We start from the raw sequence: 23,737 nt of genomic DNA on the forward strand, positions 1-23,737 counted from the left end.
GGATTGACTCCTTTTTTTGTATAGACAATTTAAAGAACTATCTTACAGTTAATTCTTTTTGTTTCAAGAATTCTCCTTCACTTAATGCACCTCTATAACCACCTTTATTTTCTCGTCCGCAATCAGAACAAATGCTAACAGGTTTCCAATAATGTTTTTTAGGTCGTAGCTTAATGTCATAACAACTGTCGTAAATTCCCGTTGGCTTAATAATTAAAACTTGCTTACATTTTGGACAATTATTTAAATTGAAGTCATGCCTTTCGTGGCACTTCTCACAAAATTTATGCTCAAGCTCTAATTTATATTCATTCCATTTAGTAAAAAGCAGTTTTGATTTAAGAAAAAATCTAAGCTCTGATAACCAAGAAAAAAAACCATTATCTTTTGGCTCCGGTTCTTCTTTTAGCATTTGGGTTCTATCAATAGAGCGTTCCCGGAAAATAATAACTCCTGGAATAAAGGTTAGGATGCGAAAACAATCAGTCCATTCATCGATAACAATACGAGCGCTTTTGGCGACTAACGTAATATTTTGGGTCGTGCCATAAACATCAACGTGGTGGTGGCGATGTTGTTGAAAAAATCTTCTGATAGCACCGCTTTCGTTTTCCCAGTTTCTAGGATCGAGCGGCTCGGCTATTTCATCGCAAACTACAATACAATTTCTGACATCAACAATGTCTTCCATTTCTTGGTAATAATGAAGATTATTTTTATCAGTATCCCATTCACCTAAAACATCAAAGCGTTTCCAGTTAAGCCATAAGTTAGAATATACTTGATAACCGGCGACAAGATAAGGATAAACAAAGGTCGCCATTATTAATGATTTACCGCTGCCAGGAAGCCCGGTAATTAATTTGAATTTTGAACCATCTAAAGCCATATTATTATTCTCTTAAACCGGAATTATTAATTAATATCTTAATGGCCATAATTGACCACAAGAAAGGATAAACAGAAAATATTAAACCAACTATTTGCCAGAGCGTATCAGTCGGAAAAATAAAATCAATGAGACTCGACCATTGTCTAATCATTCCGAAGAATATCGTAATGTTAGACCAGGGAATTAAGCTATTAACCGCTTGGCCAATAGCGTAAAGCAATCCTGATAAAAATGTTGTGATAAGAATTACTTTAATGAATTGAATTATTGCGTTCATATATTTATTGGCCGCCGGTCATTTTTTCAATGAAGGCTTTACCGTTTTTAATTGCCCATAAACCAAACAATCCCCACAGAGCCCATTTAATAATTGTTTTAATGGCTAAAAATAATTGATTGGTTTTTTGAGCATTAACTGTTCCTAATGTCGAGCTAGAAGTGAAAATATCTTTACCCCATAAGACAATGGTGGCGGTTGAGGTTCCGGTGGTTGGAATTTGAGCAGTTAAATTACCATCTACCGGCGAAAGAAAAGAAAGCTCGGTCATTACTGTCGCATTAGCACTCGCTTTCCAGGAATCATTTAAATTAGTGTATATATTAAAAGGGAAAACATTTTTTAAGATATTTCCGGCTTTATAAATTCCGTCAGTTGCTAGTGTGGTAAATTTATTACCAGCGATAATAAAGCCCAATTTAAATTTGCAACCGATAACTGTTAGATTAAGAGCGGGGACATCAACACCAAATATCTCCGGTGGTGGTGTATTCCAATCATCTTCGCTGCAAGCGGCGTCATACATCACGTCATCGTCATAAAAGGGATTACTTGAACTAGCCGCTAATATATCGGCTACGGTCGGAATTTGAGTCGGTTGCCAATTAACAGTTACGACATAGGGAATAGTTGTTGTTGCTTCGACGTCGCCCAAAGTAGGCGACCAATAGGCCGCTAAGTGTCCAATAATGTCATATTGGACATAACCAGTTGTTGAGGCATTTCCAGTTAAAGTGAAATAACTGTTTCCATTTGATTTACTAGTAAAAAATCCAGTGCTATCAATAATGGTACTTGTGGCGATAAATGTACTAGTTGTCCAATCAGGGCTTATCTCTCTTATTTCTATATAATCGTAAGGAGTGAATATATTTTCGTTATATAGATAACGAACAATAGCGGTTGATTGGTTAGAAAATGTGTAAGGATTAGAAAAGAAAAATAAATTTATTGAATCACCAGAATTAGGATTATTGGCACATTCGCCACAATCACTAGGACAAGTAGAGCAATTTTCGCTAATTGTTTGGCAGAGAGTATCACCGCAATATTCCGCTGGTGTAAAAGTTAAATTATTTAAGCCACCAGCGTGAACGTATATTTGAGCAACTTCTATATCGCTTAAAGTTTTATCCCAGACAGCAAAGTCGTCGTAAATATAAGTATTGCCAGCCCAGTTATTTGGATAAAAATATATCGCTCCGATATTTCCGTAATTTTGTGTAACGCTTAAATCAGCATCCCATTTCCTTACTCCATCAACATAAAGAACCTGGTGATTAGCGGTAAAAGTTAAAGTGATCAAGTGCCAACCGGCAGCGTAATTAGGAAAAGAATAATTGCCCGATGGATTGGCAATTAAATTAGAATTCCAAGTCGGGCTTTCGTTAATGTAGGCATTACTATAAACTTGAGGCTTGACCGGCCAACGACCATCGTTGACATGATCGGCACACAAATAAACAATCATTTGATTGTTTGTATTTTTTACTTCAAAACAATCGGCATTGTTGTTATAGTATTGCCAAAAGGAAATAGAAAAATTATTTCCTTGACTGATATTTAAGCCGGTTACATTAACGTTATTCCAAGACTGAGCTACGTTTAATGACCAATTGTCAGAAAAATTCCAGGGATTACTGCCGTTATAACCAAAATTATTCCCACTAATACTGCTGATTTTATCGACATTGGTATTATTAAAATCCCAGTATAATAAAAGGGAATCATCATAAACAGCTTTTACTTGTTTACTGCTTAAAATAAATAAACCAATTATTAAAGTTAAGCAGTATATAATTTTATTTATTTTATTTTTCATCTTTTTGGTTCGTTATTTCTCGCCAATTCTTATAAATCTCATCTAGCTTGAGCCGGTCGTGATAAAGCCTGGGCTCGGTGTATGTTTTATAAAACTGATAATCCAAATGGACGAGAATAGCTATTAAAATCACGAGTAAAATATTAGTAAACATAAAATTAATTTAAGAAAGGAGTTTTCGCCCCGCCGGTTAAAGCGGGGCGATAAACTATTTGATCGTGCCCCTGATTTTCTTCACGCCCCACATGATACCCTTGATAATCAAGGTTAGAGTGATGACGGCGCCGAACACTCCGAGGATATAAGGGATAAACGCATAAGCGTTATCCTTTAATAAACTGGTGGTGCTAGCTAAAGAATTCGTCAGGTCCGGATCGGCGGCCGCATGAGCGAAATTGGTGCTTAAACCAAGCGCGCCTAAGAAAGCCATAAATCCGATTCCAATCTTCTTAAACATAATTTTCACCCCCTTTCTAGTCTTTATTTTCGATTGTTAATAAAGAACGGAATAAGAATAAGACCGACGAATCCTGCCCACAAACACCACTTTAATACTTCATTTACTGCTTCAAATTCGGTCATATTATTTCAAACTATCTTTTATCTTTCTTAATCCCCAAATTATTAAGATGATAATAATTAAGGGTGTATAGATCTGCAAAAATTCAATGCCATTTATTTCCATATTTTTTTAGCTACGTAAATTATGATAATTGCGCCCAAGGCTATTTTTACGAAGAAAAATAAGCCGGCGATTGGCAATACGAAAGTAGCGCTTAAATTTACAATATTGTCAGCGCTGTCTAAAACTTGATAATGGAATAAAATTTCATTGAAATTCATAATAGTTAATTAGAGATTGGAGCGGACTTACAGGACATAAATCATTCCTTGCCGCCCCATATTTCTATTTTTTATCGTTTGCATTTCCTGGAACGTAAATAGAAAGATAAGCTCTTTGTCTTACCCCATCGACATAGCAATAGGGATAAACACTAACTTCCATTTCTACTTCTGAGCCAACTTGCCCAAAATCTTGATCCAACGGTACATTTACCTTTACCGGGTAAATACTGCCCAAGGGGTCAATGAATAACGAGCGAACAAGGCCGGGAACTCCGTCTTTGCTGACAAAATCTTTTGTTTTGTCATCTTTAATTTTTCCTTTTAAAATAAACATAGTTTTATTATTCTTTTATTTATTATTCTGCCCCCGACCTTTATCTGGCAGTTTACGCTCATATCATAGATAAAGATGGTTCTGAAAAGTTCCTGTACCATTTTTCAGAACAACAAAAAAAGACCTGTTTTACAGGCCTTTTTAGTGATATTTTTTCAGAACTTTAGATGTATTTTTTATTTAATTTAACTTTTCCTTTTCGTCCGGTATTGAAAACTAGGAAGTCTTTAATTTTAAGAACATCTTCAATTTTCTTATTAACTTCAAAGCAAATATTATGATACCTTTTCCAACGCCTTCGGTTTTCCTTATATTCATCAAAGTCATCAAACTCATCTTCGGCTATTTCTGAGTAAAAGAAATCATCATCTAAATTATCTTTATTATCAATAAAGATATATTTAAGCAATTTATGAGCATTTCCAATTTTATCTTGTTTGCCAATAGGAATCTTTTGTCCCTTTAGCCACAAAATACTTCTTTTCTCGTCAAAATAGGTTTTTTTATCATCCTCGTCTTCGCTTAGGAAGCTTTTTTGATCGAGTTGCTCAAAAATATTACTATTTATGACCTTAAAAGAGAGTTTAAGAGAATCTTTAGAATAGGGCTTAGAGAAAAGACGGCATAAATCATCAAATTCCTTTTTTTCTGGTATTTTACACTCCTTAATCTTCTTCATCCGGCTATATATGATTTTGAGGTTAGAATAATATACCCAAAATTCGTTAGTATGAATAACCTCGCTTTGAACATTGAGGAATTTATCCTCATTTAGCTCTTGTCCGGCCTCGCCCATAATTTCGGCCGTATTATCGAATATCTTTTGCAAAATATCTTTAGTTATTGGGTCTTTATCAATAAGGGTAATATATTTATAAATAATAACGAAACGCTGAAAAATGTTATTTTCTATACAAAAAAGCCTAGTTAAATCCAGCATTTTTTCTTTAACTGCTGAGCAATAGGCTTTCATATGATTTCTGCTTTTAAAATATTCCCGCCTTTTGAGCAGGGAATATTGGTTATTTTATGTAAATTTGTCAAGATGTCATGTTTTTATGGAAATTTTATATTCATATTATGCTTATTATAGATTAAATTTGGAAGTGAGACAAGTTGATAGAAATCGAGCTATTTTTGCTGTTATTATAATAAAAAATATGTTAATATTAAATTATTAATTAAAGCTATTGTAATTAATATGACAATTTTAGAGTTGGTAAATTTAAGAAATATCAGGGCATTGCTTGCCGTCTTTTTTAATTTAGTAGACGACGATGAGACATATTTTTATATTAAATCTGAATATAGGGATTCAGCATTTGCTCCAGCACGTTTAAATAGTTTTAATTATTTAACACTAAATACTAGTTTAAACTCGTACTTTAATTTAAACTTTGAATCATTATCTCTTGGCAAGCATTTGGTAAAAATAACAAAAACATCAGAAATAAATACTTCTGAAAAGTTTTTAGCAGAAATTTATAAACAAATTCAATTATTGAGTTTTGATATTGAAACAGAAAAATACGAAGAAGCAATTTTATTATCATTATTTATTTTACGTGGCAGCCCGGATTTTACTGCTAAATATTATGCTGTAGATATTTATAGAAAATATTCATCAAAAGAATATATAAGAAATATTTTTCAGATTCTTTCTGGTATATCAGCTATTTCTCAATTAAATTTAAATTTTAGAGAGCTTCAGCCTCAATTTACAGCAGGTAGAAACTTAAGAAATACTCAAATCCGAATTAAACTCGGTTGGTTTTGGGAAAAATTCGGAGAAAAGATAAGAGAAATTAATAATTATAAATATTCAATATTAAATAACAATACTGATAAAATTTCAGAACCATCAATAAGTATTGGCAATTTTTCCGATAGATTAGTTGAGTATTTAAATAATATACTTGGAGAAGAAAATCATAATATAGATATAAAAAGAGAAAGACAACGCCTTGGTCTTGAGGCTAGTGGGGCGGAAGCAAGAGATTTCAGTTTAAAAACAATAGCTAATAATATTTTTCCAGACGAATGCATGGCATGTAAAACTCGGTTTAACACTAATACAAGAACTTTTAAATTACGCAACCAAGATAAACACTATTTTGAAATACACCATATTATCCCATTTAGTAAGGGGAAGGAGCATGATCAAATAGATAATTTAGCGAAAATTTGCCCTGTTTGTCATAGAATTTTGACAAAGAATAGAGCTGAAGAAGCTTTGCAAAAACAAACAATCAAAGACATCTTAGAAAGCTCTGAAAATGCTCAAAAATATGTAAGTATTTTAATTGGCGATACAAACATAAATAATATAGTCGATTTTGTATATATGAAATTAGCATAGTTAATCTAAAATACTATTGCATTATTTTTTCAGCACTAGTATAATAGAAATTGAGGAACGAAAAATTACTCCCTCAATCAATAAAAACTATGAAATTTCAAATATTAGACTTGTTTTCCGGTGCCGGTGGATTATCTTTTGGCTTGGAAATGAATAATAATTTTAAAACTGTAGTTGCTACAGATTTTTTTAAAAGTTCTCTGGATACTCTTAAACACAATGCGCCAGATGTAGAAATTATTTTTGGTGATATTTTAAATAAAAATATCAAGAAAAAAATCATTGATGAATCAAAAAGAAGAAATGTAAATATGGTGGTTGGCGGCCCACCTTGCCAGGGGTTTAGTAATAAAGGAAAAAAACTAGGATTAAAGGATCCAAGAAATTTCTTATTTCTTGAATATTTAGATATAGTTAAAGAACTAAAACCGGAAATTTTTATTATAGAAAATGTAAAGACGTTAACAACCGCATCAAATGGTTATTTTATAAATGAAATACAGGAAAAATTTAGAAATTTGGGATATATTGTTTCTTATCAAGTATTAAAAGCGAGCGATTATGGTGTTCCACAAAGTCGCGAAAGAACTTTTATTATTGGATCAAGAACTTTAGCTTTTAATTTTAGTACATTAAAAAAAACCAACAAGACGATAACTGTTAAAGATGCTATTTCTGATTTGCACTATCTAAATTCAGGCGAAGGTGAGATTGTTATGGATTATATAAACAAACCTCAATCTCTATATCAAAAAATTATTCGAAAAGGCTCAAAAAAATTATATAATCATACTGCAACAACTCATTCAAAAATTGCAGTATATAAGCTATCTTTAATACCAGCAGAAAAAGGAAAAGAATTTTTACCGCAAAAATTGCTTGGTAATCAAAAATTCAAAACAACCTGGTGTCGCTTGGAATGGAATAAAGTTAGTCCCACAATAGACACTCGTTTTGACACGCCGTCAAATGGTAAAAATTCACACCCGGTACTTAATAGGGCAATAACACCACGTGAAGCAGCAAGAATCCAAAGTTTTCCGGACAGTTTTGAATTTTTAGGAAGTAAAACTGAAATATGTAGGCAAATTGGAAATGCCGTCCCACCTTTACTGGCAAAAGCAATTGCTGATTCTATAGAATTACAATACACAAAGAAAAAGAATTTAGAAAATAAAAAATGCAAAATATATTGTGATGATGCATATAATAAAATACACGAATTTCATAAAATCGGTCTGATTGTTGATCATATAATAACCGATCCGCCATATAACATTTCACAGAATAATAATTTTTCAACGATGAAATCGGCAAATCGCCAAGGTGTCGATTTTGGTGAATGGGATAAAGATTTTGATTTAACTGGTTGGATTAAAAATTATGAGAAAATTTTAAGTAAAAACGGATCAATGATAATATTCTGTTCCTATAGATTTATTAGTAAGATTATAGATGCATTAGAGAATAGTGAATTAATTGTAAAAGATATCTTGGAATGGCGAAAATCAAACCCAATGCCTCGAAATATAGATAGGCGTTATGTCCAAGATACCGAGTTTGCAGTTTGGGCTGTCAAAAAAGGCGCTAAATGGATTTTTAATAAATCGAAAGACGAATCCTATTTGAGAGCGCAATTTATTGCTCCAGTAGTAGCCGGAAAAGAGAGAACCGAGCACCCCACCCAAAAAAGTTTATTTGTTATGGAAAAATTAATAAAAATTCATACAAACCCAGGTGAAGTAATTCTTGATCCTTTTATGGGCAGTGGGACTACTGGCGTCGCTGCTCTTAAAAATAATCGTAATTTTATTGGAATAGAATTAGATAATAAATACTTTGATTTAAGTTTAAACCGATTATCCGCTTTTAACAATGAAGATTAAGATCATTTTTTTATTTTTAAATATATAATTTAAAATGAGTAAAAAATCCATAGAATTTCATGTTAAGAGTAATGATTATTTTGGCACATTAGCGACTGTCTTAAGTTTAATAAAGCAAACTCCGGAAAATATTGAAAAACATATCAAATCTTTTAATAAGTTAGAAAAAGATTTACTTTATTTACAAAATAATTATAAAATTGTTAGAAAATAGTCTATATGAAAATTCAAGATTTTATAAATAATCGTCATAAATATATTGTCGATCAAACATACCAGAGACCGGAGGGCGCTTGGTCAAAAGAAGATAACCAGTGTTTGATAGACACTATATTAAAGGGGGAGCCGATTCCTTTATTTTTTTTCAACTTAAAATCAAACGAAGACAAATATTATATTGTTGATGGACAACAGAGATTACATGCAATTAAACTCTTTTATGATAATAAGTTAAAGCTTAATGGCAAATTTTCTGGAGATGAAAATCATGGAAAAACTTTTAATGGTGAAAATCCTATTTACGATGATTTAAGAGAAAAATTTTTAAATTATAGCTTAAGTATTCATATTATTGAGGACTATGATGATGAAAAAATACGAGTAATATTTTCAAGGCTTCAAAGGGGAAAGCCGCTTACTCTGGGCGAGAGACTAAATGCGATGCCTGGAGAAATAGTAAATGTTTTGCGAGATATTTCTAAGCATCCCTTTATGGCAAGATCTATCGCAGTGACACAGGGCAGATATGGCAATTATGCGGATGCAGCAAGAATTCTTTTCTATGAAATATATGGTGCAAAGGATGCCGGTACGCCATATTTATTAGAATTTTTTGAAGAAAAAAAAGACCTGAATAAAGAAAGTACAGCTTATAAAAATTTAATTAAAACATTAAACTTTTTGGATAAATGTTTTCCATCAGAAAAAGGATCTTATAGATACTTAAGTAAACACGTTTGGGTTTTAACAGTCTACACAATGATTAGGGAACTAATGAAGGGGTATGTACTAACCGGGCATGAAGAAGAAATAAGAGAATTTGTAGTCAAATTTCATAGTAAAATATATTCTGAAGATCATCGAAGTTCTAATGCTAGTTATCAGAAATTTTACGATAACGCTAGAGGCGGATGGGCAGAGAGACTTACGGAATTAAGAAGATCAATTATTTTAAAAGAATTTTTGAATAAGCATGAATTACTACAGAAAGATGAAAATAGACAAATTAATGATATAGACAAAATTGCTGTGTTTGATAAATATGATGGTATTTGCCAAGGTTGTGGTATAAAATTTAAAGATCATGGTGAGCCCGATTATCACCATAAGGAGCTTTATTCATTGGGTGGTAAAACGAGCACGGAAAATATTACAATTCTTTGTAGGGGTTGCCATCACAAGATACATGGTTCAGAAAAAATAGAATTAACAACTCAAGAGGAGGAAGCCGAGTTTGATAATGAATAGTTCAAATTACAATATGGAAATATCGCCAATACACGACCCAAAAAGTTTTATTTCTCAAGTACTTATTGAAGAAATAGGAAATATTAGTATATCTAACGTTTATTTAAGTTTTGTTCTTATATCTATAGGTATAGAGTTTTTGGGCAAATGTATCGATGACGGAACAAGTGATTGGAGTACAAGCGGTAAATCAGAAATACATTTTAATTTAGCTATCTCAGAGTTGATGCCAATGTATAGACCTTATAATCTCTATAGACTTTTAAGATGTGGCTTATCTCATTCCTTAGCACCCCAAGACGGACTAGCTCTATCTGAAAGTAAAAATAATACGATTCATTTAACGATTAAATCTGATGGAACCTTAGTTTTAAATATTGAAAATTTTTATAATGATTTTAAAAATGCTTGTATGATTGTAATAAATAATATTGATAAAAATTTTTATAAAAATAAAAAAATATATCAACCATTTCTGGTAAGCAAGAGCTAAATTGAGTTATTTGTGCACGAAATTTGACTTTTTGCTAATTATCAGCTATAGTAATAGTGTAGTTAACAATACAAACTCGAGTGCGGAGTATAACAGCACCATTTATTTCTTTCACTTCGTGTGAATAGGCAATCAGGGAAATCTGCTGAGAGCCAAATGTAATAAATGACTAATCGTTAAAGCGGTTGGGAGATTTCATTCTAAGAGATAGCAATATCTTTTGGGTAAATCTCTTAGCCGCTTTTTTTGTCGGCTTAGCTAGTAAGGAGGTGATAAATATGGAAAAAAATAAAATGGAAATAATTCAAATGACAAAACCAGTTCAGTGCCATTTATGGATAAATGATAATGTTTGCCGAGATGACCTGGGTTGCGATAGTCTTGAGTTAATCGAAACATTTGTGGACGAAAGTCATTATTCTCGTTGGCTGGTTCAATGTAAAGAATGCGGACAACTATATTTTAAAGAATTTTATGAAGAAATAGACTGGATCGATGGCGAAGACCCTCAATACGTAACTTTTGTGCCAGTAAAAACTGCTGCCGAGATTGAAAAATTAAAAAAAACTAATATATTTGAGATTATGCTATTTCAGCCCTGTCTGAGAAAGGATTATCCTAAAGGGGCTGATAAACCAAAAGTATATTGGCTAGGAAAAAATTAATATTAAAATTTATGTTTAAGATTTACACAACAAAAATTCAAAAAGCAATTAAATTTGCTGCTAAAACCCATAACCAATACCAACAACAGAAGCGCAAGGGAAAAGAAATACCCTATATAACCCATCCCTTAACAGTTGGAATGATTTTATCCTTAGCTAAAGTCTCTGAGGATGTTGTTGTGGCTGGTATTTTACACGACACGATTGAAGATAGTATTGATGAAAAAAAAGTGACAACCAAGATGATTAAAGAAAGATTTGGGAAAGAGGTATTAAAACTTGTTTTAAGTGTTACCGAAGAGGATAAATCTTTATCCTGGGAAAAAAGAAAAGCTGAAGCGCTAGAACATATTAAAGATTTTTCTCATGAAGCTATTTTAGTTAAGTCGGCTGATGTTATAAGTAATGTTTCTGAGCTTATTGATGATTATGAAAGATATGGCGATGATGTTTTTGAACGTTTTAATTCTTCCAAAGAAGAGATTGTCCATAGTCAATTGAAAGTTATAAGCGCACTAATTAGTCGTTGGCCCGAAAGTCCATTGGCGCGAGATCTTAAATTTTTGGCCAGTGATTTAAGTCGGATTGAGAGGTTGGAATTTATGAAAAATCACCCAGCCCCAATTATTGAGTATAAAGATTATAATGAAAATATGAAACTAAAATGTCCGATATGTGGTTGGAAGGGAACGCCAAAAACAAGTGATTACGTAAATACTGATAGTCATTTTTGTCTCGATGTCTCTTGTCCTGTGTGTGATAAAATGCTATTAGTAGCTAACTATCCCAAAGTATAACGAGATTGATTAAATAGCTTAATTTTGTTATAGTATAAATACAATTGAATAATCGTTTTATAAAGAGTGCAGCGAGGGAACTAGCCCGACGACCTGCCAGCAACCCCGGAGTAATCCATCCGGAAGGTGCTAATTCTAGCCCGATGAGGGAAAGATAAAGGTCGATTTTTTATTTTCATAAATAAAAACTCTTTCCTTTGTTGGGGAAGAGCTTTTTTATTATTAATAACTAAATTTATGAAAAAAGAAAATATCGAATTTATAAGAAAAACAGCCCCAGATGGTTCATTAGAAGATATTAAGGTTTATGGTTTAGAGAACGGGGAAGAACAATATTATACAATTTTAGGAACGGGTTATGGGATTAATTTCGTTCACTGCTTTTCGATGGGCGCTAAGAACAAAGATAATTTCTGGGAAAGGGTATTCGCCTATAAAATTATTCCCAATAGAGATCCCGCTAATTTATTAGAGCGAGCAACGGGAGAGGACTATATTTCAGTTGAATTTTACGAATTAAGCTAAATTTAGCATTTTATCAGCAGAGTGCTATAATTAAGATAATAATAAATAACATAAAAATATGTTTAAGCTTTCAAAAGCCACAATTTACAAAATTTTACCACTAGCCATTCTTTATTTACTGCTAATTATCTCTTTTCTTGGACGGAGTGATTATGAATACTTAATTGTTCTAATAGCGGCAATTCCATTGGTTGCTTATATATTTACAGAGGATGGTAAACTTAAAAAATATCTTCAGTATGTTTTGTACATTTTTGTCGCAGGAATTATTGTTTATTGGATATTCGGTTCTTATGGCTGGGTTTGGTCAATATTTCATGGTTATTTTACTTTTTCTTGGCCTTCTTGTTTTTTTACTGGATGCTACGGTGAGACCGGATGGAATGTATTTATTCAAAGTGGTATTTTTCAAGGTGATTTAAAGGTTTTATTCTATTTAGGAATTATTTATTTGGCTATTAAAAATAAAAACAGGATTAAGGTTTAAAATATTATTTATTATTAGCCATACTAGTTCGAACTTCGTCCACGACCCCGAGCATTGAAGAAAAATCGCTTTTATTTGTGATTTCTGAGAGCTGTTTATATGGCTCTTTGAATGAAATATTGGCGATTTTTTTGTTGCCGATTTCGGCGTTCCAAAGTAAGGAAAATAAGACTTCTCGTTTTTTCTCAAGAGATAGGGTCAGAAAGCTATTTTTCAGTCTTTTAGGCTCTAAAAACACATTTTTTATCCGTTCCAAAGTATCCGTGCCTGCCTCTTTCAGTTTTTCTTTTAAGTCGCTTAAATCTTTTAAAGAGTTTATCTCTTCGTTGTTTAGTTGCTTATCCTTGGCCTCATAAACGGCCTTGTCTAGGGTTTTATCAAGGTAGGCGTCAAGCAGAGTATTTCGTCTTTCTTTGAGCTTGGCGAGCCTATTTTTTAGGGTTAACTCAAGTTCTTCTAAATAGTTCAGATTATTATTTCCTTGTTCTTTTTTAGTCTGATAGCAAAGCTCGATTAACTCGTCGTCAAATATTAGCTTATCAAACACGCCCAGTAATTCTTTATCTAAATAATCCTCGGTTAAATAGACTTTATGCTCTTCGCAAGTATTCTTGCCGTTGGTGCAATAGTAATAAATATGTTTACCTTTCTTTAGTGTGGCTGTTAGCAGACAGCCACACTTGGCGCATTTGAGCAGTCCCCGAAAAGCAAAAGGAATTATTTGGCTTTTTACATGTTTTTTAACGCCTAAAATAACTTGGACATCGTCAAATAATGCTTTAGTTATGATCGGCTCGTATTTGCCTAAATACTTAACGCCGTCTTTTTCCATAATTCCGCAGTAGAAAGAATTGCCTAATATAGTATGAATGGTACTGGGATAATATTTCTTTCCGCCCCGACTTCTGAATCCGTCTTCATAAAGAATTTGCGATATTTCTTTTACCCCATACCGACCAGTATTATACATCTCAAAAACTCGTCTGATAAATTTAGCCCGATGTTTATCAACGACAATTTTTAAGTCTTTATTTAAATAACCGATAGGCGCAAGATTCGGCCAATAGCCTTGAGATAGTTTCGCTCTAATTCCTCGTTTAACATTTTTACTTAAATCTAAAATAAACTGGTTAGCCATTCCACTTTCAACATTAAATAATAGAGCATTATCGCCAGGCAGATATTGCCGTTCCATTGTTTGGATTATCTTTAATTGGTTTTGTTGTAAGAGCCATTGAATAATAGCCGAGTCGATTGGATTACGAGAAAGACGGTCAATCTTCCAACAGATAACGCCGTCAATTTTACCTCGCTTGATCAAATTGATAAGTTCGGAAAATTGTGGTCTATTATCTGGTTTCTTGGCCGATTTACTTTCTCGAAAAGTTTGGATAATTTCTAAACCTAAATTATCCGCCATTTTAAGCATTTCTTGTTCTTGAGAATCCAAGGACAAGACTTGCCGATTATCGTCTTCGGTCGACTTTCGGCAGTAGAGGGCGTATTTAATTTTTTGGTCGTTATTTGTCATATTTTTAGTAAAGTTATAAAATATTAGCATTATGAATAATTTTCAATACAAAGCGGATTATAATTATTTCCTCAAGAAATTAGCTGATGGCGACAGAATCTTATTTAAAAAGAAATTTCTAAAAATGTTTGATTTTAGGAATCCGCAAGTCAAGAGGAAAGAATTTAATCTAATCAGAAATAAGGTTTATAAAGAATTAGTTTCAAAATACGGAGAAAAATGCCAATTAAATTTATGTTCGGATTGCAGTAAGATAAAATCTTTTGATGTTGATCATTCCATTCCGCTCTCAACAAATAAGCTTAATAAACTCTTGAGAAAATTAGAGCCAGAGGTCGGGAAGAAAGTCGCTAGTCAAAGTTTCGGCTCTAATAATATTCTTAACTTAAGGATAGCTTGCAAGAGGTGCAACTCTTTTAAAAAGCATAAAATCCTCTAAAAAATCAAAAAGGGCAGTCCTGGTTGCCCTAACTCAAAACTAGCCCAAAAGCTAATTTATCGCTAAGCAGAACTGCCCATTTTAAGCGACAAATAAATGTCCTCTATAAAAAAGGCTTCTGGGCAACACAGTATTGAGTTAGAGCAACGCTTTTAATATATCAAAGAACGAGTCTAAAATCAAGAATAAGTTTCCAGTATCTCGTTAATGCGATTTTCGGCGTGCGGATTATTGGATAAATCGTATTGCCAGTAATTGAGCCAACGCAGATAATTTTTCGGCTGTCCGACTTTATCGTTAATATCGCTATTGTTATATTCCGTCTCGCCGTCTCGCTTATAGACCAGGCAATCCAAGGGAATTTCCGACTCAATTAAATCAATCACTTCTTCAAAATATTGCTCCTGCGGTTTGAGCAGACCTTTGCTCGTGATGTATTTCTTTTGTCCTGGAAATTGATTATCAAAAATAGATTTTTGAATATACTTAATAAAGTAATCAATAATTTTCTTAAGCTGATCTTGGTTTTTAATCTTTTTAAAATTCTGTTCTTTTCCGCCGACCATAATCCTGCCTTGCCCCCAAATATCTCTTAACTTATCATAGATATTTTTAATATAGGGCAGATTGAAAAATATCATATGATAATGAATAGCTCCTCGCTCTTGGAGTTCAAATACCGCTAAGTATTTTAAATTACTCTGCTTTAAATCTTTGCCCTCAATTCCGTTGGTTTCATAATTTAATCTACGAATGAATTTGGTAAATTCATAGTTAGCCTGTTTGAGGTCTTGGATATTTTCCTTAAAGGTTAAAGTCAGAGTAATCGGCAAATAGGGTTTATTATTATTCTTAAACCATTTAAAGCTATTGGCGTATATCAACCTCTTAATCATCCTTTTAGATCGCCTGCAGGACGATTTGAGGATGTCTTCAAGACTGGACGGCTCTTTATGGCGCAAGGCTTCTTCTTCGGGAGTTCTCGATTTGCGGAGTTTACGCCCCAACATAATATCCGCTCCGAATTTATAGACCTCTACTAAACAACCCGATTTAACCAGTTTCTTTCTGGTCGGATAATTGAGTTGAATTTCTACCCCGAATTGGTCTTTATAGTTTTTCATATTGTTCTAATTAGATGTTCTTTTTAACAAGGATAACTTTTTTCTTTTCGGCTCCCCCTACGGGGGATCCGCCGAAAAGAAAAAAAGAGTTATTCCTTGGTAATAAATAGGTCATATAAATGAGCCAAACTTAATAAATATTGCTCGGCCTCATCGTCTTTGACTTCACGCCCAAACTTACGGCTGAAATAGACCTTGGCACGGGTGCGGAGTTGTTCGGACAGGGAGTACATAAAAAAAATGAGATTAGATTTAACTAATCCCATTTTAAAATAAGAGCCTTGCGCCATCTTGCATGCAAAGCTCTTTAGCCTATTTTATTATTTTTACAGGTGTTTTTGGTTAATTTTGCACCAACCGAGTTTTTCCGTGGAGTATATCAGAAAGTCGTTTATATTATCTCTTGTGTCTTTCTCGATTTTTTTGTTTAAGTTATCGCAGGCGTGCCTGAACTTATTCCAGTCTTTAGCCTTGTCATATTCTTCTTTAAGAAAATCTTTGGATATTTCCGAGAAATCAGCGGGATCGGAAATATCGTCTTTAGAGAAAATACACTCTAAAATATAATGGTCTATCGGTCTGTCTTTCTGCCTAGCGATTTTAATCTCTTCGCCTCGGATATTAAGCAGACTATTATCCTTGTCAAAAGAAATGGGAGGTTTTGGTTTGCTGTGAGCTAAAAATTCCTCGGCACCAATAGTATCAAGGATGTATTTGCCTACTAATCCCATACATTCCAAATGGAACGAGGCGGTACTGACGGTAGTGCTTTTTAATTCTCCTTGGGTATCTTTAACATTAATCGGAGCAAGCGAAAAAGACTCTTCTTTGGCTATTTGAGCCAGTCTGTTAGCCTCTTCGGGGTTATTTGACTTAATGCTGTCTTGGGCTTTGGCCATTAAATCATAAACAACTAGTAAGTCGAGCAGATAGATAGGCAAAAGAATAAAAATATTAAGGTCTTCTTGGCTTTTTATCTTTTTCTGCCACGAGTCATTTTCTTGTTTAAAAATAGGAATTGCCGAAGAATCCACGGGATTTTTCAAATCAAAAACCATTTTACTGGGGTCATATTTATCTAGCTCCTTAGTTTTTTTCATTTGGAGCATAATCTGTTTTTGGCTTTCGGCTCGTTCTAAAACATCGCCTAGTATCTTTTGAATATATGGCTCGGATTTTAAAAAACCAACAAAGTCAAAAATAATTCTAAAGCCCTCGAAAGTACCAGAATTATCTTGGTATTGGCTGATAAATGATTCTATTTTATTTTTGATTTTATCGGTAGTCATAGTTTTATTTTGGCATAAATTAGGGCTTATGGCAATTGGCTAATTTTTGATTATTTTAGGGTTTTATGGTATTTTAGAAATATAATATTTATTATAAAACCTTATGAAATTACTAGAACAAATATCATTGTTAAAATGGGATTTACGAAAGCAGGAATATAAAAATATTTTTTCCGATAAAAAATGGCTACCCGACCACCCCACGCAAAATGCTATAGCTTTTTCTGATAGCATAGATAATAGACAGGTTTCTGTGTCTGCATATTTTCTTACTGATAATCAAGATAAATTAGGTAAAATTGGCATATCTTTTGAAGATATTCAAACGGATATCGAACGCAAAGATATATATGAAAATTTGGTTAGAACTTTAAGCGAAAAATATGGTGATTTTAAATATTCAACCACAATGCCAAGGATAAATACTCCCATAGAATATCGTTTTTCAGAATCAATTCGATGGGCAACGGATGATACGATTGTCGAAGCCACTCTAATATTATCTGAGTGCGGTTCTCCTAATCCTGGTTTAGGAATTATTTTTTATGATAAAAAAAATGATCCTCTCATGAAAGAGTTTCCTGATTATGCGAGTCCAAACTATGAATCAAGCCCTATAACTGGTAAAAATTTTAGGCCGTTGTCAGAGGAGCAGATTAATCAGATTAAAAAAGCAACAGAAGATAAATAATTTTAAGATTATAAAATTATGAAAAAATGTCCATTTTGTGCCGAAGAAATACAAGAAGAGGCGATTAAATGTAAACATTGCTCATCGGATTTATTATTTGGAGATGCTGTAAATAATTCAGCAAATCCTGTAGTTGAAAATACCGAGAAAGGTAAAATAAGAACATTGACCTGTCAACAATGTGGCGGAGAAATGGTAAGAAAAAAAGTTGCTACAAATAATTCGTCAGCCTGTATATCATTTGTTTTAGGGATTATATGTCTACTATTTTTTTGGCCGTTAGGCTTAATATTGATTATTATAGCTTTAATTTTAGGAGCGACCTCTAAAAAGTATTGGGTATGTAAAAAATGCAGTTGTAAAATTGAAAAATTATAAAAAAATATAAATCTATGGCCACACAAAATCAAAAAGATACGCTGTATAAAAAATTGGCAAAATACAGCAAAAAGTATTTGAACAAGAAATATTCGGAGTTAGATGAGTCAGCAACCAGGATAATGGTCAACAATTTTCTAACGGAAATTCTTGGTTATGCCGAGCTAGAAGAAATTAAAACCGAATACAGGGTAAGAGGAGAATATGCTGATTATGTAATACAAGTTGGGCGGAAAAAGCACTTTATCGTTGAAGTTAAAGCAATCCAATTAGATTTATCCGACCACCATTTAAGGCAGGCCGTAAATTACGCCGCCAATGAGGGTATTGATTGGGTGTTGCTAACTAATGGTAAAAACTTTTCGCTTTATAAAGTAATATTTGCCAAGCCAATAGACAGTAAAAAAGTATTTAGTTTTAATTTATCAGACCCGAAAGAACTTAAAAGTTCTGTTGAATATATTATGTATCTAACAAAAAAATCAGTCATGAAAGACGAGTTGACTGATTTTTGGAAACGTTTTCAGGCTCTTGAGCCAAATCATTTATGTAAGAATCTATATGCAATTGAAGTCGTGAGATTTTTGAAGAAAGTTCTAAAAAAATCAACCGACTTATCTTTTTCTGATGACGATATTTTAGAGTCGCTTAATATTATTATCAGAGCTAAAATTGAGTCGGAAAAACCAAGATGTCCAATAAATGTTTTTGGAAAGAAAGGAAATAATCAAAATAAAACAAAAGGGGCATTTTTAAATAATGAGATTATAGATACAGAGCAGCCAATTATACCTAAAATATGATGCCAATAACTAAAAAAAAGATAAAAGAGTATGCTGATAAATACGACAGGGGCGCGATTGGCAGTTTTGACGAATATGGCGAGAAAGAACTAAAAGAATGGTTTATAGACCATAGATATTTAGATAAAGAAAAATTTATCAGACTGGGTAAATGGAAATCTCGTCGGCCAATAAAGCATTATGAAAGCAACAACGATAGTTTAATAAAAGATATTACTAAATTTAGTCTTTCGGTCGAGAATGAGGAAGCTCGTATTAAAATACTCTTTGTGTTAAAAGGCGTATCTTGGCCAGTTGCTTCTACAATTTTACATTTCGCTTTTCCTAATAAATATCCAATTATGGATTTTAGGGCTTTATGGTCGCTTGGCATAGAACAACCGAAAAGTTATAATTTTAATTTTTGGCAGAGCTATTGTGAGAAAATTAGAGAGGTGGCGCAAAGTGTTCATGAAGATATTAGAACAGTCGACAAAGCCCTTTGGAAGTATTCAAAAGAACATCAAAAATAAAATTTAGATATATAATTAAGAAATCTATGGCCAGATACTACAAAAGGAGTTATAAAAATTATGAAGAAGACGATGGGGCTAAATTTATTGTCGGAGTTGTTGTCTTTTTTATCGTTTGTCTGGTATTGGCTTATAATGCTGGAACAGCCACTTTTTTAGCTACCCTAGCTAGTGAGGTTGGGCTAATTGTTTTGGTAATCGTCGGGATTAAGGCTTTAAAAAAGAGCAAAGAAAATGCTCGTAAAGCTAAAGTTGAAAATATATTAAGCACTATCCAAAAAGCAGGGCTTGAAGAATATATCAATAATTTTATATCCCGATTCAGCCTTGGTCAGGAAAAGGATAAAAATGTTTGGGTAAGACGAAATTATAAAATCAGTTGGGATAGAATAAATGATTTAAAAGATTTTTTATATCAAAAAGAGATTGATTTTTCTTCTTCCGAAATCTGTATCCTTTTAGCTAACTATATTGATAAGAAAGAATTTGATCTAACTGTTAATAGCATTGGCGCAACTACTAATAGTTTTTCAAAATTAAACGGAACAGATTTTGAGCATTTATTATATCGTCTTTATGAGGCGATGGGGTATTCTGTCTTATCTAATGGAAAAACAGGAGACCAGGGAGGCGACTTAATAGCGACTAAAAATCAGGAGAGAATTTTAATTCAGGCGAAATGTTATAAAGATTGGAGCGTTGGCAATAGTGCCGTTCAAGAGGCCGTCGCAGCCAGGAATCACTATGATTGTAATAAGGCCATGGTTATAACAACGAGCGTTTTTACTAAAGAGGCCACGGAATTAGCAAAAACAAACAAAGTAGAATTAATACCCAAGGAATTACTCCAAAAAATGCTTCTAGATAATTTAAAAGAAAGTTGGAGTTATTAAGGATAAATTTTTTATTTAATTTTAGCTAGTTCGGTTCCAAGTATATCCCAACCTCGGAGCCAGATATCAAATCGTGACGTGCAAAGAGGGCTTGGAAGCCCTCTTTTGCTTTTATATCAGCTAATTCTTTGTTAGCTATAAAGAGTTCTGAAAAGACCTGCGTGGCTATTTCTCGCTTTTCAATATCAAGTGCGTGTTTATAGTAAACATTAGCCATTTTTACCAGTTCTGAAAAAGTAATGACGTATTTTAACATTTCATTGGCGGCTTCTTGGTGGGCGTGAGTTTTGTTTTCTATTACCTGCAACTCTTCGTTTAGGCGCTTTTCCTCTTTGGCTATTTCATCAATACTCATAGTATTAGCTCTAAGAAGGCTAATTTTATTTTTAGTAATATAGTTAAGATCAGCGTATATGCGCTTTCTTTCCTGATTAAAGTCATCCAGTTCCTTTTCTCTCCCAGAGGTTATTTTATCAAGCTCAAAATTAGCTCTGGCTTCAATTTCCTGTTTTTCGGCGTCCGTAAAGCTTATTTTCTCCAAAACCCGCTCTACAAGGCCGTCTATAGCCTTCTCGGTTATGCTTTTACTCTGGTTGTGGCAGCCATCTTTACATCTGGAATAATAGTAATTTATCCCTTTCCTCTGATAAGGGGAATATGACCGGCCACAAGGACATTTTATGATATTTCGATAAGTGAAGAAGTCTTTATCAATATAGTGGATGCAAACATTTTTTGATTTTAACACTTGTTGCACTTGATTGAATAAGGAAGTATCTATTAGGGGCTGGTGGGCGCCATCTATGTATTTTTCTTTTCTCCCAATTTTTATTTTTCCGATATAAAAAGGATTATTAAGGATATTCTCGATTGTTTTGTTATTTACCGGTCGGCTGGCCTTGGGTATTGTATTAACTTCAATGCCAGCCAGCATCTCTGCTTTTGTGCGATTTCGTCTTGCTGGCTTAGTGGTTAACCCTTGTGTATTTGCCCATTTTGCTAATTGGAATAAGCTCCATTCGCCGCTTGAATATAATTCAAAAATTCTTTTAACTATTGATGCTCGTTCGGGATCAATCGGTTTGCTCCCGGATCCCTCGTCAAGATAACCGATGGGCGACATATAAATGCATTTGCCTTCGGCTCGTAGTTTTTCTGCAGCCGCCTTAACCTTTTCGCTTATGACCCGTGAGTAATGCGCAGAAAACATCCCGTCTATATCACGGTGCAGGGCACCGGAGCTGCTTTTTTCGTAGTTTGCTTGCACGAACCGAATATCAACCCCCTTATCCATTAAGTTCTTGATTATAAGGCCGTCCTGCTCATTGCGGCTTATTCTGTCCCAGCAGAGGCAAATTATCCCCTTAAATTCCTTATCAAGCAGTTTTTGAACCATTACTTGGAATTTAGGACGTTCAATTTTATATTCTACCGTGCCATCCTTTTTCATTTGAATTCCGGAAGTCTTGAAGGCAGTATGCTTCTCCTTTATTGTCCCTGCCTCACAAAATCCCTCTTGGTCTAATTGAGCTATATCCAGCTTATGATCGCTGGCATATTTTGAACATTGTCCTATCTGATAGTCAATGGAATTTTTTTGATTATCGGCGTCATCCGTGCTTTTTCTTGTATAGATTAAATAATCATTTTGATACTTATTGTTTTTCATATTTTTATTTATTAACTAATAACTAAAATGGACGGTTCTGGCTTACCCGATATACATTACCAAAGGTAATTTTTATCGGCAGAACCGCCCATTTCAGGCGATAAAATAATAAAACCTTTGGGTTTATAGTATATCAGGTAAGCACTATTATAATACCAAAAATTTAATTTATTTTCAAGGTGGTTTAGATTGTGCTGGAGACAAAATATGGCCATCTTTGATTATATACCCTTCGCTCGTAAGCCGCCGGTGAACCTTTCTAATGGCATTATAAAAACCGGCAAAGTTTTTAATTTGTTCATCATTATAAATTGTATTTTTGCCGGTTTCTTGCATATTATTCAAACATTATTCTTCTATGGACTCCGAGCTTTTCGTTTGTTTTTGAAATTTTTTGGACTTTTTATAAAGCTTAATTAATTCCACAAATACTAAATTATAACTCTTGTTAGCAGCTATTTTTATTTCGCGGATTTCATTAATGGTTTTCTCATTAAGGCGATAACCAAATGGTTTGTAGTGTAAATTGCGCATAGTAATCCTATTGTTCTACTAAACCCCCGCTGCTCAAGCCGTATTCGCTCCCTAAGCAGTTAGTAGCTATGGTTAGTAATATCTGCACGGGGTTTAGTGTGATTAATATTATGGTTGTTAATTTATTTTGCTTGAGGTTTGCGTTTCCGTTTTGAACATCCTTCCGCCGCAATTTATTTTTGATCGCTCCGGCTGCCCGGATGTAGGGTCGGGGCACGATTTAATAGTTTAATTATATAAATAAAAAAAACTGGGGCACATCACCCCAGTTGTTTCAAAATACGGGAATTTTTTTTATTTAATTTTAGGTATTTTATTTAATTTTTTTGCAGCAGAATATCTATTTTTCTCCATTATCTTTGATACATCCGAGTAGCCTATAGTGGTCATTTGTGGAAAAACTGAATTTATAATATTGGCAGTTTCTTTATTTGTTACACCCCATCTTTTCAGAGCCCTTATAAATAGATCTCTTTTAGCGTTTTTTATAGATTTCAAATTTTTTATTTCATAGCCATAAACCTCTTTCTTAAAATTGCTTATTTTTGACCAATTATTTTGTATATCTCTGTAAGTCGTTTCGGGATATATTTTTATGGCGGCACAGTGTAACCCACTTCTTTCTTTATGCGTGATGAGCTCGCAAGGGGCAAATCCTTTGAGTATATTTTCATCCGGCATTCTTGCAAATATTATTATATACATTAAACAAACACCATAATGTTCATTTAATTTATATCTTATCCTTAATTCCTCTAAATCTTCAAGGCAGCACGCTACAGCATCGTGCCCATATTTTTTAATATATTCGTCGTCTACGCCCTCGTCAGGAATTAAAAATTTTTTCTTTATAGCAAGTATATCCTTTCGAAATCCATCGTTTGCGGTATATTGGAGCAGGTTATTGAGTATTTTTTGGCCGAAATGATTTTTCATATTAGCATTGTATTACTATATAAGTTTAACACTTATAGCATTTTGAGCAAATAAAAACCCCGTGTCGGGGGTTTATAATAAAATTATC

General features: G+C 33.3%; 29 protein-coding genes, 1 pseudogene and 1 riboswitch. Of the genes and pseudogenes, 16 read left to right on the forward strand and 14 right to left on the reverse strand.

Annotation, left to right across the window (positions count from 1 at the left end; all coding sequences use genetic code 11):
- Positions 1-37 precede the first annotated feature (37 nt).
- The 8 genes from WC441_01750 to WC441_01785 all read right to left on the reverse strand — a co-directional run bounded on the left by WC441_01750 (position 38) and on the right by WC441_01785 (position 5,144).
- Entirely contained in the window at positions 38-889 is an 852-nt protein-coding gene (locus tag WC441_01750) for a zonular occludens toxin domain-containing protein (protein MFA5163231.1), read from the reverse strand.
- A gap of 4 nt (positions 890-893) precedes the next feature.
- The gene (locus WC441_01755) at positions 894-1,169 is read right to left on the reverse strand and encodes a hypothetical protein (protein ID MFA5163232.1); all 276 of its coding nucleotides are present in this window, start codon (positions 1,167-1,169) and stop codon (positions 894-896) included.
- A 4-nt stretch (positions 1,170-1,173) separates the two neighbouring features.
- On the reverse strand, positions 1,174-2,991 hold the full coding sequence (locus WC441_01760; GenBank protein MFA5163233.1) for a hypothetical protein: 1,818 nt from the start codon (positions 2,989-2,991) through the stop codon (positions 1,174-1,176).
- Complete coding sequence (locus WC441_01765; protein MFA5163234.1) at positions 2,981-3,145, reverse strand: hypothetical protein; 165 nt, start codon at positions 3,143-3,145, stop codon at positions 2,981-2,983. Before WC441_01765 ends, WC441_01760 begins: the two co-directional genes overlap by 11 nt.
- Before the next feature lie 54 nt (positions 3,146-3,199).
- The gene (locus WC441_01770) at positions 3,200-3,448 is read right to left on the reverse strand and encodes a hypothetical protein (protein ID MFA5163235.1); all 249 of its coding nucleotides are present in this window, start codon (positions 3,446-3,448) and stop codon (positions 3,200-3,202) included.
- Between the two features lie 218 nt (positions 3,449-3,666).
- Positions 3,667-3,834, reverse strand: a complete 168-nt coding sequence (locus WC441_01775) for a hypothetical protein (protein ID MFA5163236.1) — start codon at positions 3,832-3,834, stop codon at positions 3,667-3,669.
- A gap of 64 nt (positions 3,835-3,898) precedes the next feature.
- Positions 3,899-4,171: a hypothetical protein gene (locus WC441_01780; protein ID MFA5163237.1), complete on the reverse strand. Its 273-nt coding sequence runs from the start codon at positions 4,169-4,171 to the stop codon at positions 3,899-3,901.
- Positions 4,172-4,334: 163 nt separating this feature from the next.
- A complete protein-coding gene (locus WC441_01785; GenBank protein ID MFA5163238.1) occupies positions 4,335-5,144 on the reverse strand; it encodes a hypothetical protein in 810 nt (269 codons plus the stop codon).
- 228 nt (positions 5,145-5,372) lie between these two features.
- Here WC441_01785 and WC441_01790 point away from each other — a divergent pair, with 228 nt between their 5' ends.
- The 10 genes and pseudogenes from WC441_01790 to WC441_01835 all read left to right on the forward strand — a co-directional run bounded on the left by WC441_01790 (position 5,373) and on the right by WC441_01835 (position 12,850).
- Positions 5,373-6,530 carry an HNH endonuclease signature motif containing protein gene (locus tag WC441_01790; protein ID MFA5163239.1) on the forward strand — a complete coding sequence of 386 codons (1,158 nt, stop codon included), beginning with the start codon at positions 5,373-5,375 and terminating at the stop codon, positions 6,528-6,530.
- A gap of 89 nt (positions 6,531-6,619) precedes the next feature.
- A pseudogene (locus WC441_01795) lies at positions 6,620-7,657 on the forward strand (DNA cytosine methyltransferase).
- Between the two features lie 9 nt (positions 7,658-7,666).
- Positions 7,667-8,416: a site-specific DNA-methyltransferase gene (locus WC441_01800; GenBank protein ID MFA5163240.1), complete on the forward strand. Its 750-nt coding sequence runs from the start codon at positions 7,667-7,669 to the stop codon at positions 8,414-8,416.
- A 34-nt stretch (positions 8,417-8,450) separates the two neighbouring features.
- The gene (locus WC441_01805) at positions 8,451-8,630 is read left to right on the forward strand and encodes a hypothetical protein (GenBank protein ID MFA5163241.1); all 180 of its coding nucleotides are present in this window, start codon (positions 8,451-8,453) and stop codon (positions 8,628-8,630) included.
- Positions 8,631-8,635: 5 nt separating this feature from the next.
- Positions 8,636-9,883 (forward strand): DUF262 domain-containing protein, encoded by a 1,248-nt coding sequence (locus tag WC441_01810; GenBank protein MFA5163242.1) that lies wholly within the window; start codon positions 8,636-8,638, stop codon positions 9,881-9,883.
- Positions 9,876-10,376, forward strand: coding sequence for a hypothetical protein (locus WC441_01815; protein ID MFA5163243.1), 501 nt, complete (start codon positions 9,876-9,878; stop codon positions 10,374-10,376). The genes WC441_01810 and WC441_01815 overlap by 8 nt, the downstream gene beginning before the upstream one ends.
- A 278-nt stretch (positions 10,377-10,654) precedes the next feature.
- The gene (locus WC441_01820) at positions 10,655-11,041 is read left to right on the forward strand and encodes a hypothetical protein (GenBank protein ID MFA5163244.1); all 387 of its coding nucleotides are present in this window, start codon (positions 10,655-10,657) and stop codon (positions 11,039-11,041) included.
- Positions 11,042-11,052: 11 nt separating this feature from the next.
- Positions 11,053-11,838: an HD domain-containing protein gene (locus tag WC441_01825; protein MFA5163245.1), complete on the forward strand. Its 786-nt coding sequence runs from the start codon at positions 11,053-11,055 to the stop codon at positions 11,836-11,838.
- A gap of 54 nt (positions 11,839-11,892) precedes the next feature.
- Positions 11,893-11,999: riboswitch (SAM riboswitch) on the forward strand.
- Between the two features lie 76 nt (positions 12,000-12,075).
- Positions 12,076-12,363 carry a hypothetical protein gene (locus tag WC441_01830; GenBank protein MFA5163246.1) on the forward strand — a complete coding sequence of 96 codons (288 nt, stop codon included), beginning with the start codon at positions 12,076-12,078 and terminating at the stop codon, positions 12,361-12,363.
- 58 nt (positions 12,364-12,421) lie between these two features.
- A complete protein-coding gene (locus tag WC441_01835) occupies positions 12,422-12,850 on the forward strand; it encodes a hypothetical protein (protein MFA5163247.1) in 429 nt (142 codons plus the stop codon).
- A 4-nt stretch (positions 12,851-12,854) separates the two neighbouring features.
- Here WC441_01835 and WC441_01840 read toward each other — a convergent pair whose 3' ends face one another.
- On the reverse strand, positions 12,855-14,381 hold the full coding sequence (locus WC441_01840) for a recombinase family protein (GenBank protein ID MFA5163248.1): 1,527 nt from the start codon (positions 14,379-14,381) through the stop codon (positions 12,855-12,857).
- A gap of 31 nt (positions 14,382-14,412) precedes the next feature.
- Here WC441_01840 and WC441_01845 point away from each other — a divergent pair, with 31 nt between their 5' ends.
- Complete coding sequence (locus WC441_01845) at positions 14,413-14,820, forward strand: hypothetical protein (protein MFA5163249.1); 408 nt, start codon at positions 14,413-14,415, stop codon at positions 14,818-14,820.
- A 179-nt stretch (positions 14,821-14,999) separates the two neighbouring features.
- On the opposite strand, the gene WC441_01850 is transcribed toward WC441_01845, so the two are convergent.
- The 3 genes from WC441_01850 to WC441_01860 form a co-directional block, all read right to left on the reverse strand.
- Positions 15,000-15,944 carry a hypothetical protein gene (locus WC441_01850; GenBank protein MFA5163250.1) on the reverse strand — a complete coding sequence of 315 codons (945 nt, stop codon included), beginning with the start codon at positions 15,942-15,944 and terminating at the stop codon, positions 15,000-15,002.
- Positions 15,945-16,033: 89 nt separating this feature from the next.
- A complete protein-coding gene (locus WC441_01855; GenBank protein MFA5163251.1) occupies positions 16,034-16,177 on the reverse strand; it encodes a hypothetical protein in 144 nt (47 codons plus the stop codon).
- Between the two features lie 93 nt (positions 16,178-16,270).
- Entirely contained in the window at positions 16,271-17,233 is a 963-nt protein-coding gene (locus WC441_01860; protein ID MFA5163252.1) for a hypothetical protein, read from the reverse strand.
- A 103-nt stretch (positions 17,234-17,336) separates the two neighbouring features.
- On the opposite strand from WC441_01860, the gene WC441_01865 reads away from it, so the two are divergent.
- Genes WC441_01865 through WC441_01885 form a run of 5 tightly spaced genes read left to right on the forward strand, consistent with a single transcriptional unit; the run spans position 17,337 to position 20,510 of the window.
- A complete protein-coding gene (locus tag WC441_01865) occupies positions 17,337-17,924 on the forward strand; it encodes a hypothetical protein (GenBank protein MFA5163253.1) in 588 nt (195 codons plus the stop codon).
- Positions 17,925-17,942: 18 nt separating this feature from the next.
- The gene (locus WC441_01870; protein ID MFA5163254.1) at positions 17,943-18,302 is read left to right on the forward strand and encodes a hypothetical protein; all 360 of its coding nucleotides are present in this window, start codon (positions 17,943-17,945) and stop codon (positions 18,300-18,302) included.
- Positions 18,303-18,316: 14 nt separating this feature from the next.
- Complete coding sequence (locus WC441_01875) at positions 18,317-19,105, forward strand: type I restriction enzyme HsdR N-terminal domain-containing protein (GenBank protein MFA5163255.1); 789 nt, start codon at positions 18,317-18,319, stop codon at positions 19,103-19,105.
- Positions 19,102-19,617, forward strand: a complete 516-nt coding sequence (locus WC441_01880; protein MFA5163256.1) for a hypothetical protein — start codon at positions 19,102-19,104, stop codon at positions 19,615-19,617. The genes WC441_01875 and WC441_01880 overlap by 4 nt, the downstream gene beginning before the upstream one ends.
- Positions 19,587-20,510 carry a restriction endonuclease gene (locus tag WC441_01885; protein ID MFA5163257.1) on the forward strand — a complete coding sequence of 308 codons (924 nt, stop codon included), beginning with the start codon at positions 19,587-19,589 and terminating at the stop codon, positions 20,508-20,510. Before WC441_01880 ends, WC441_01885 begins: the two co-directional genes overlap by 31 nt.
- Positions 20,511-20,535: 25 nt before the next feature.
- Here the strand turns inward: WC441_01885 and WC441_01890 are convergent, their stop codons facing one another.
- On the reverse strand, positions 20,536-22,179 hold the full coding sequence (locus WC441_01890) for a recombinase family protein (GenBank protein ID MFA5163258.1): 1,644 nt from the start codon (positions 22,177-22,179) through the stop codon (positions 20,536-20,538).
- Between the two features lie 828 nt (positions 22,180-23,007).
- Entirely contained in the window at positions 23,008-23,649 is a 642-nt protein-coding gene (locus WC441_01895) for a hypothetical protein (GenBank protein MFA5163259.1), read from the reverse strand.
- Between the last annotated feature and the right edge of the window lie 88 nt (positions 23,650-23,737).

The sequence above is a fragment of the Patescibacteria group bacterium genome (assembly GCA_041651355.1).
Lineage (GTDB): Bacteria > Patescibacteriota > Patescibacteriia > Patescibacteriales > UBA12465 > JAPLVX01.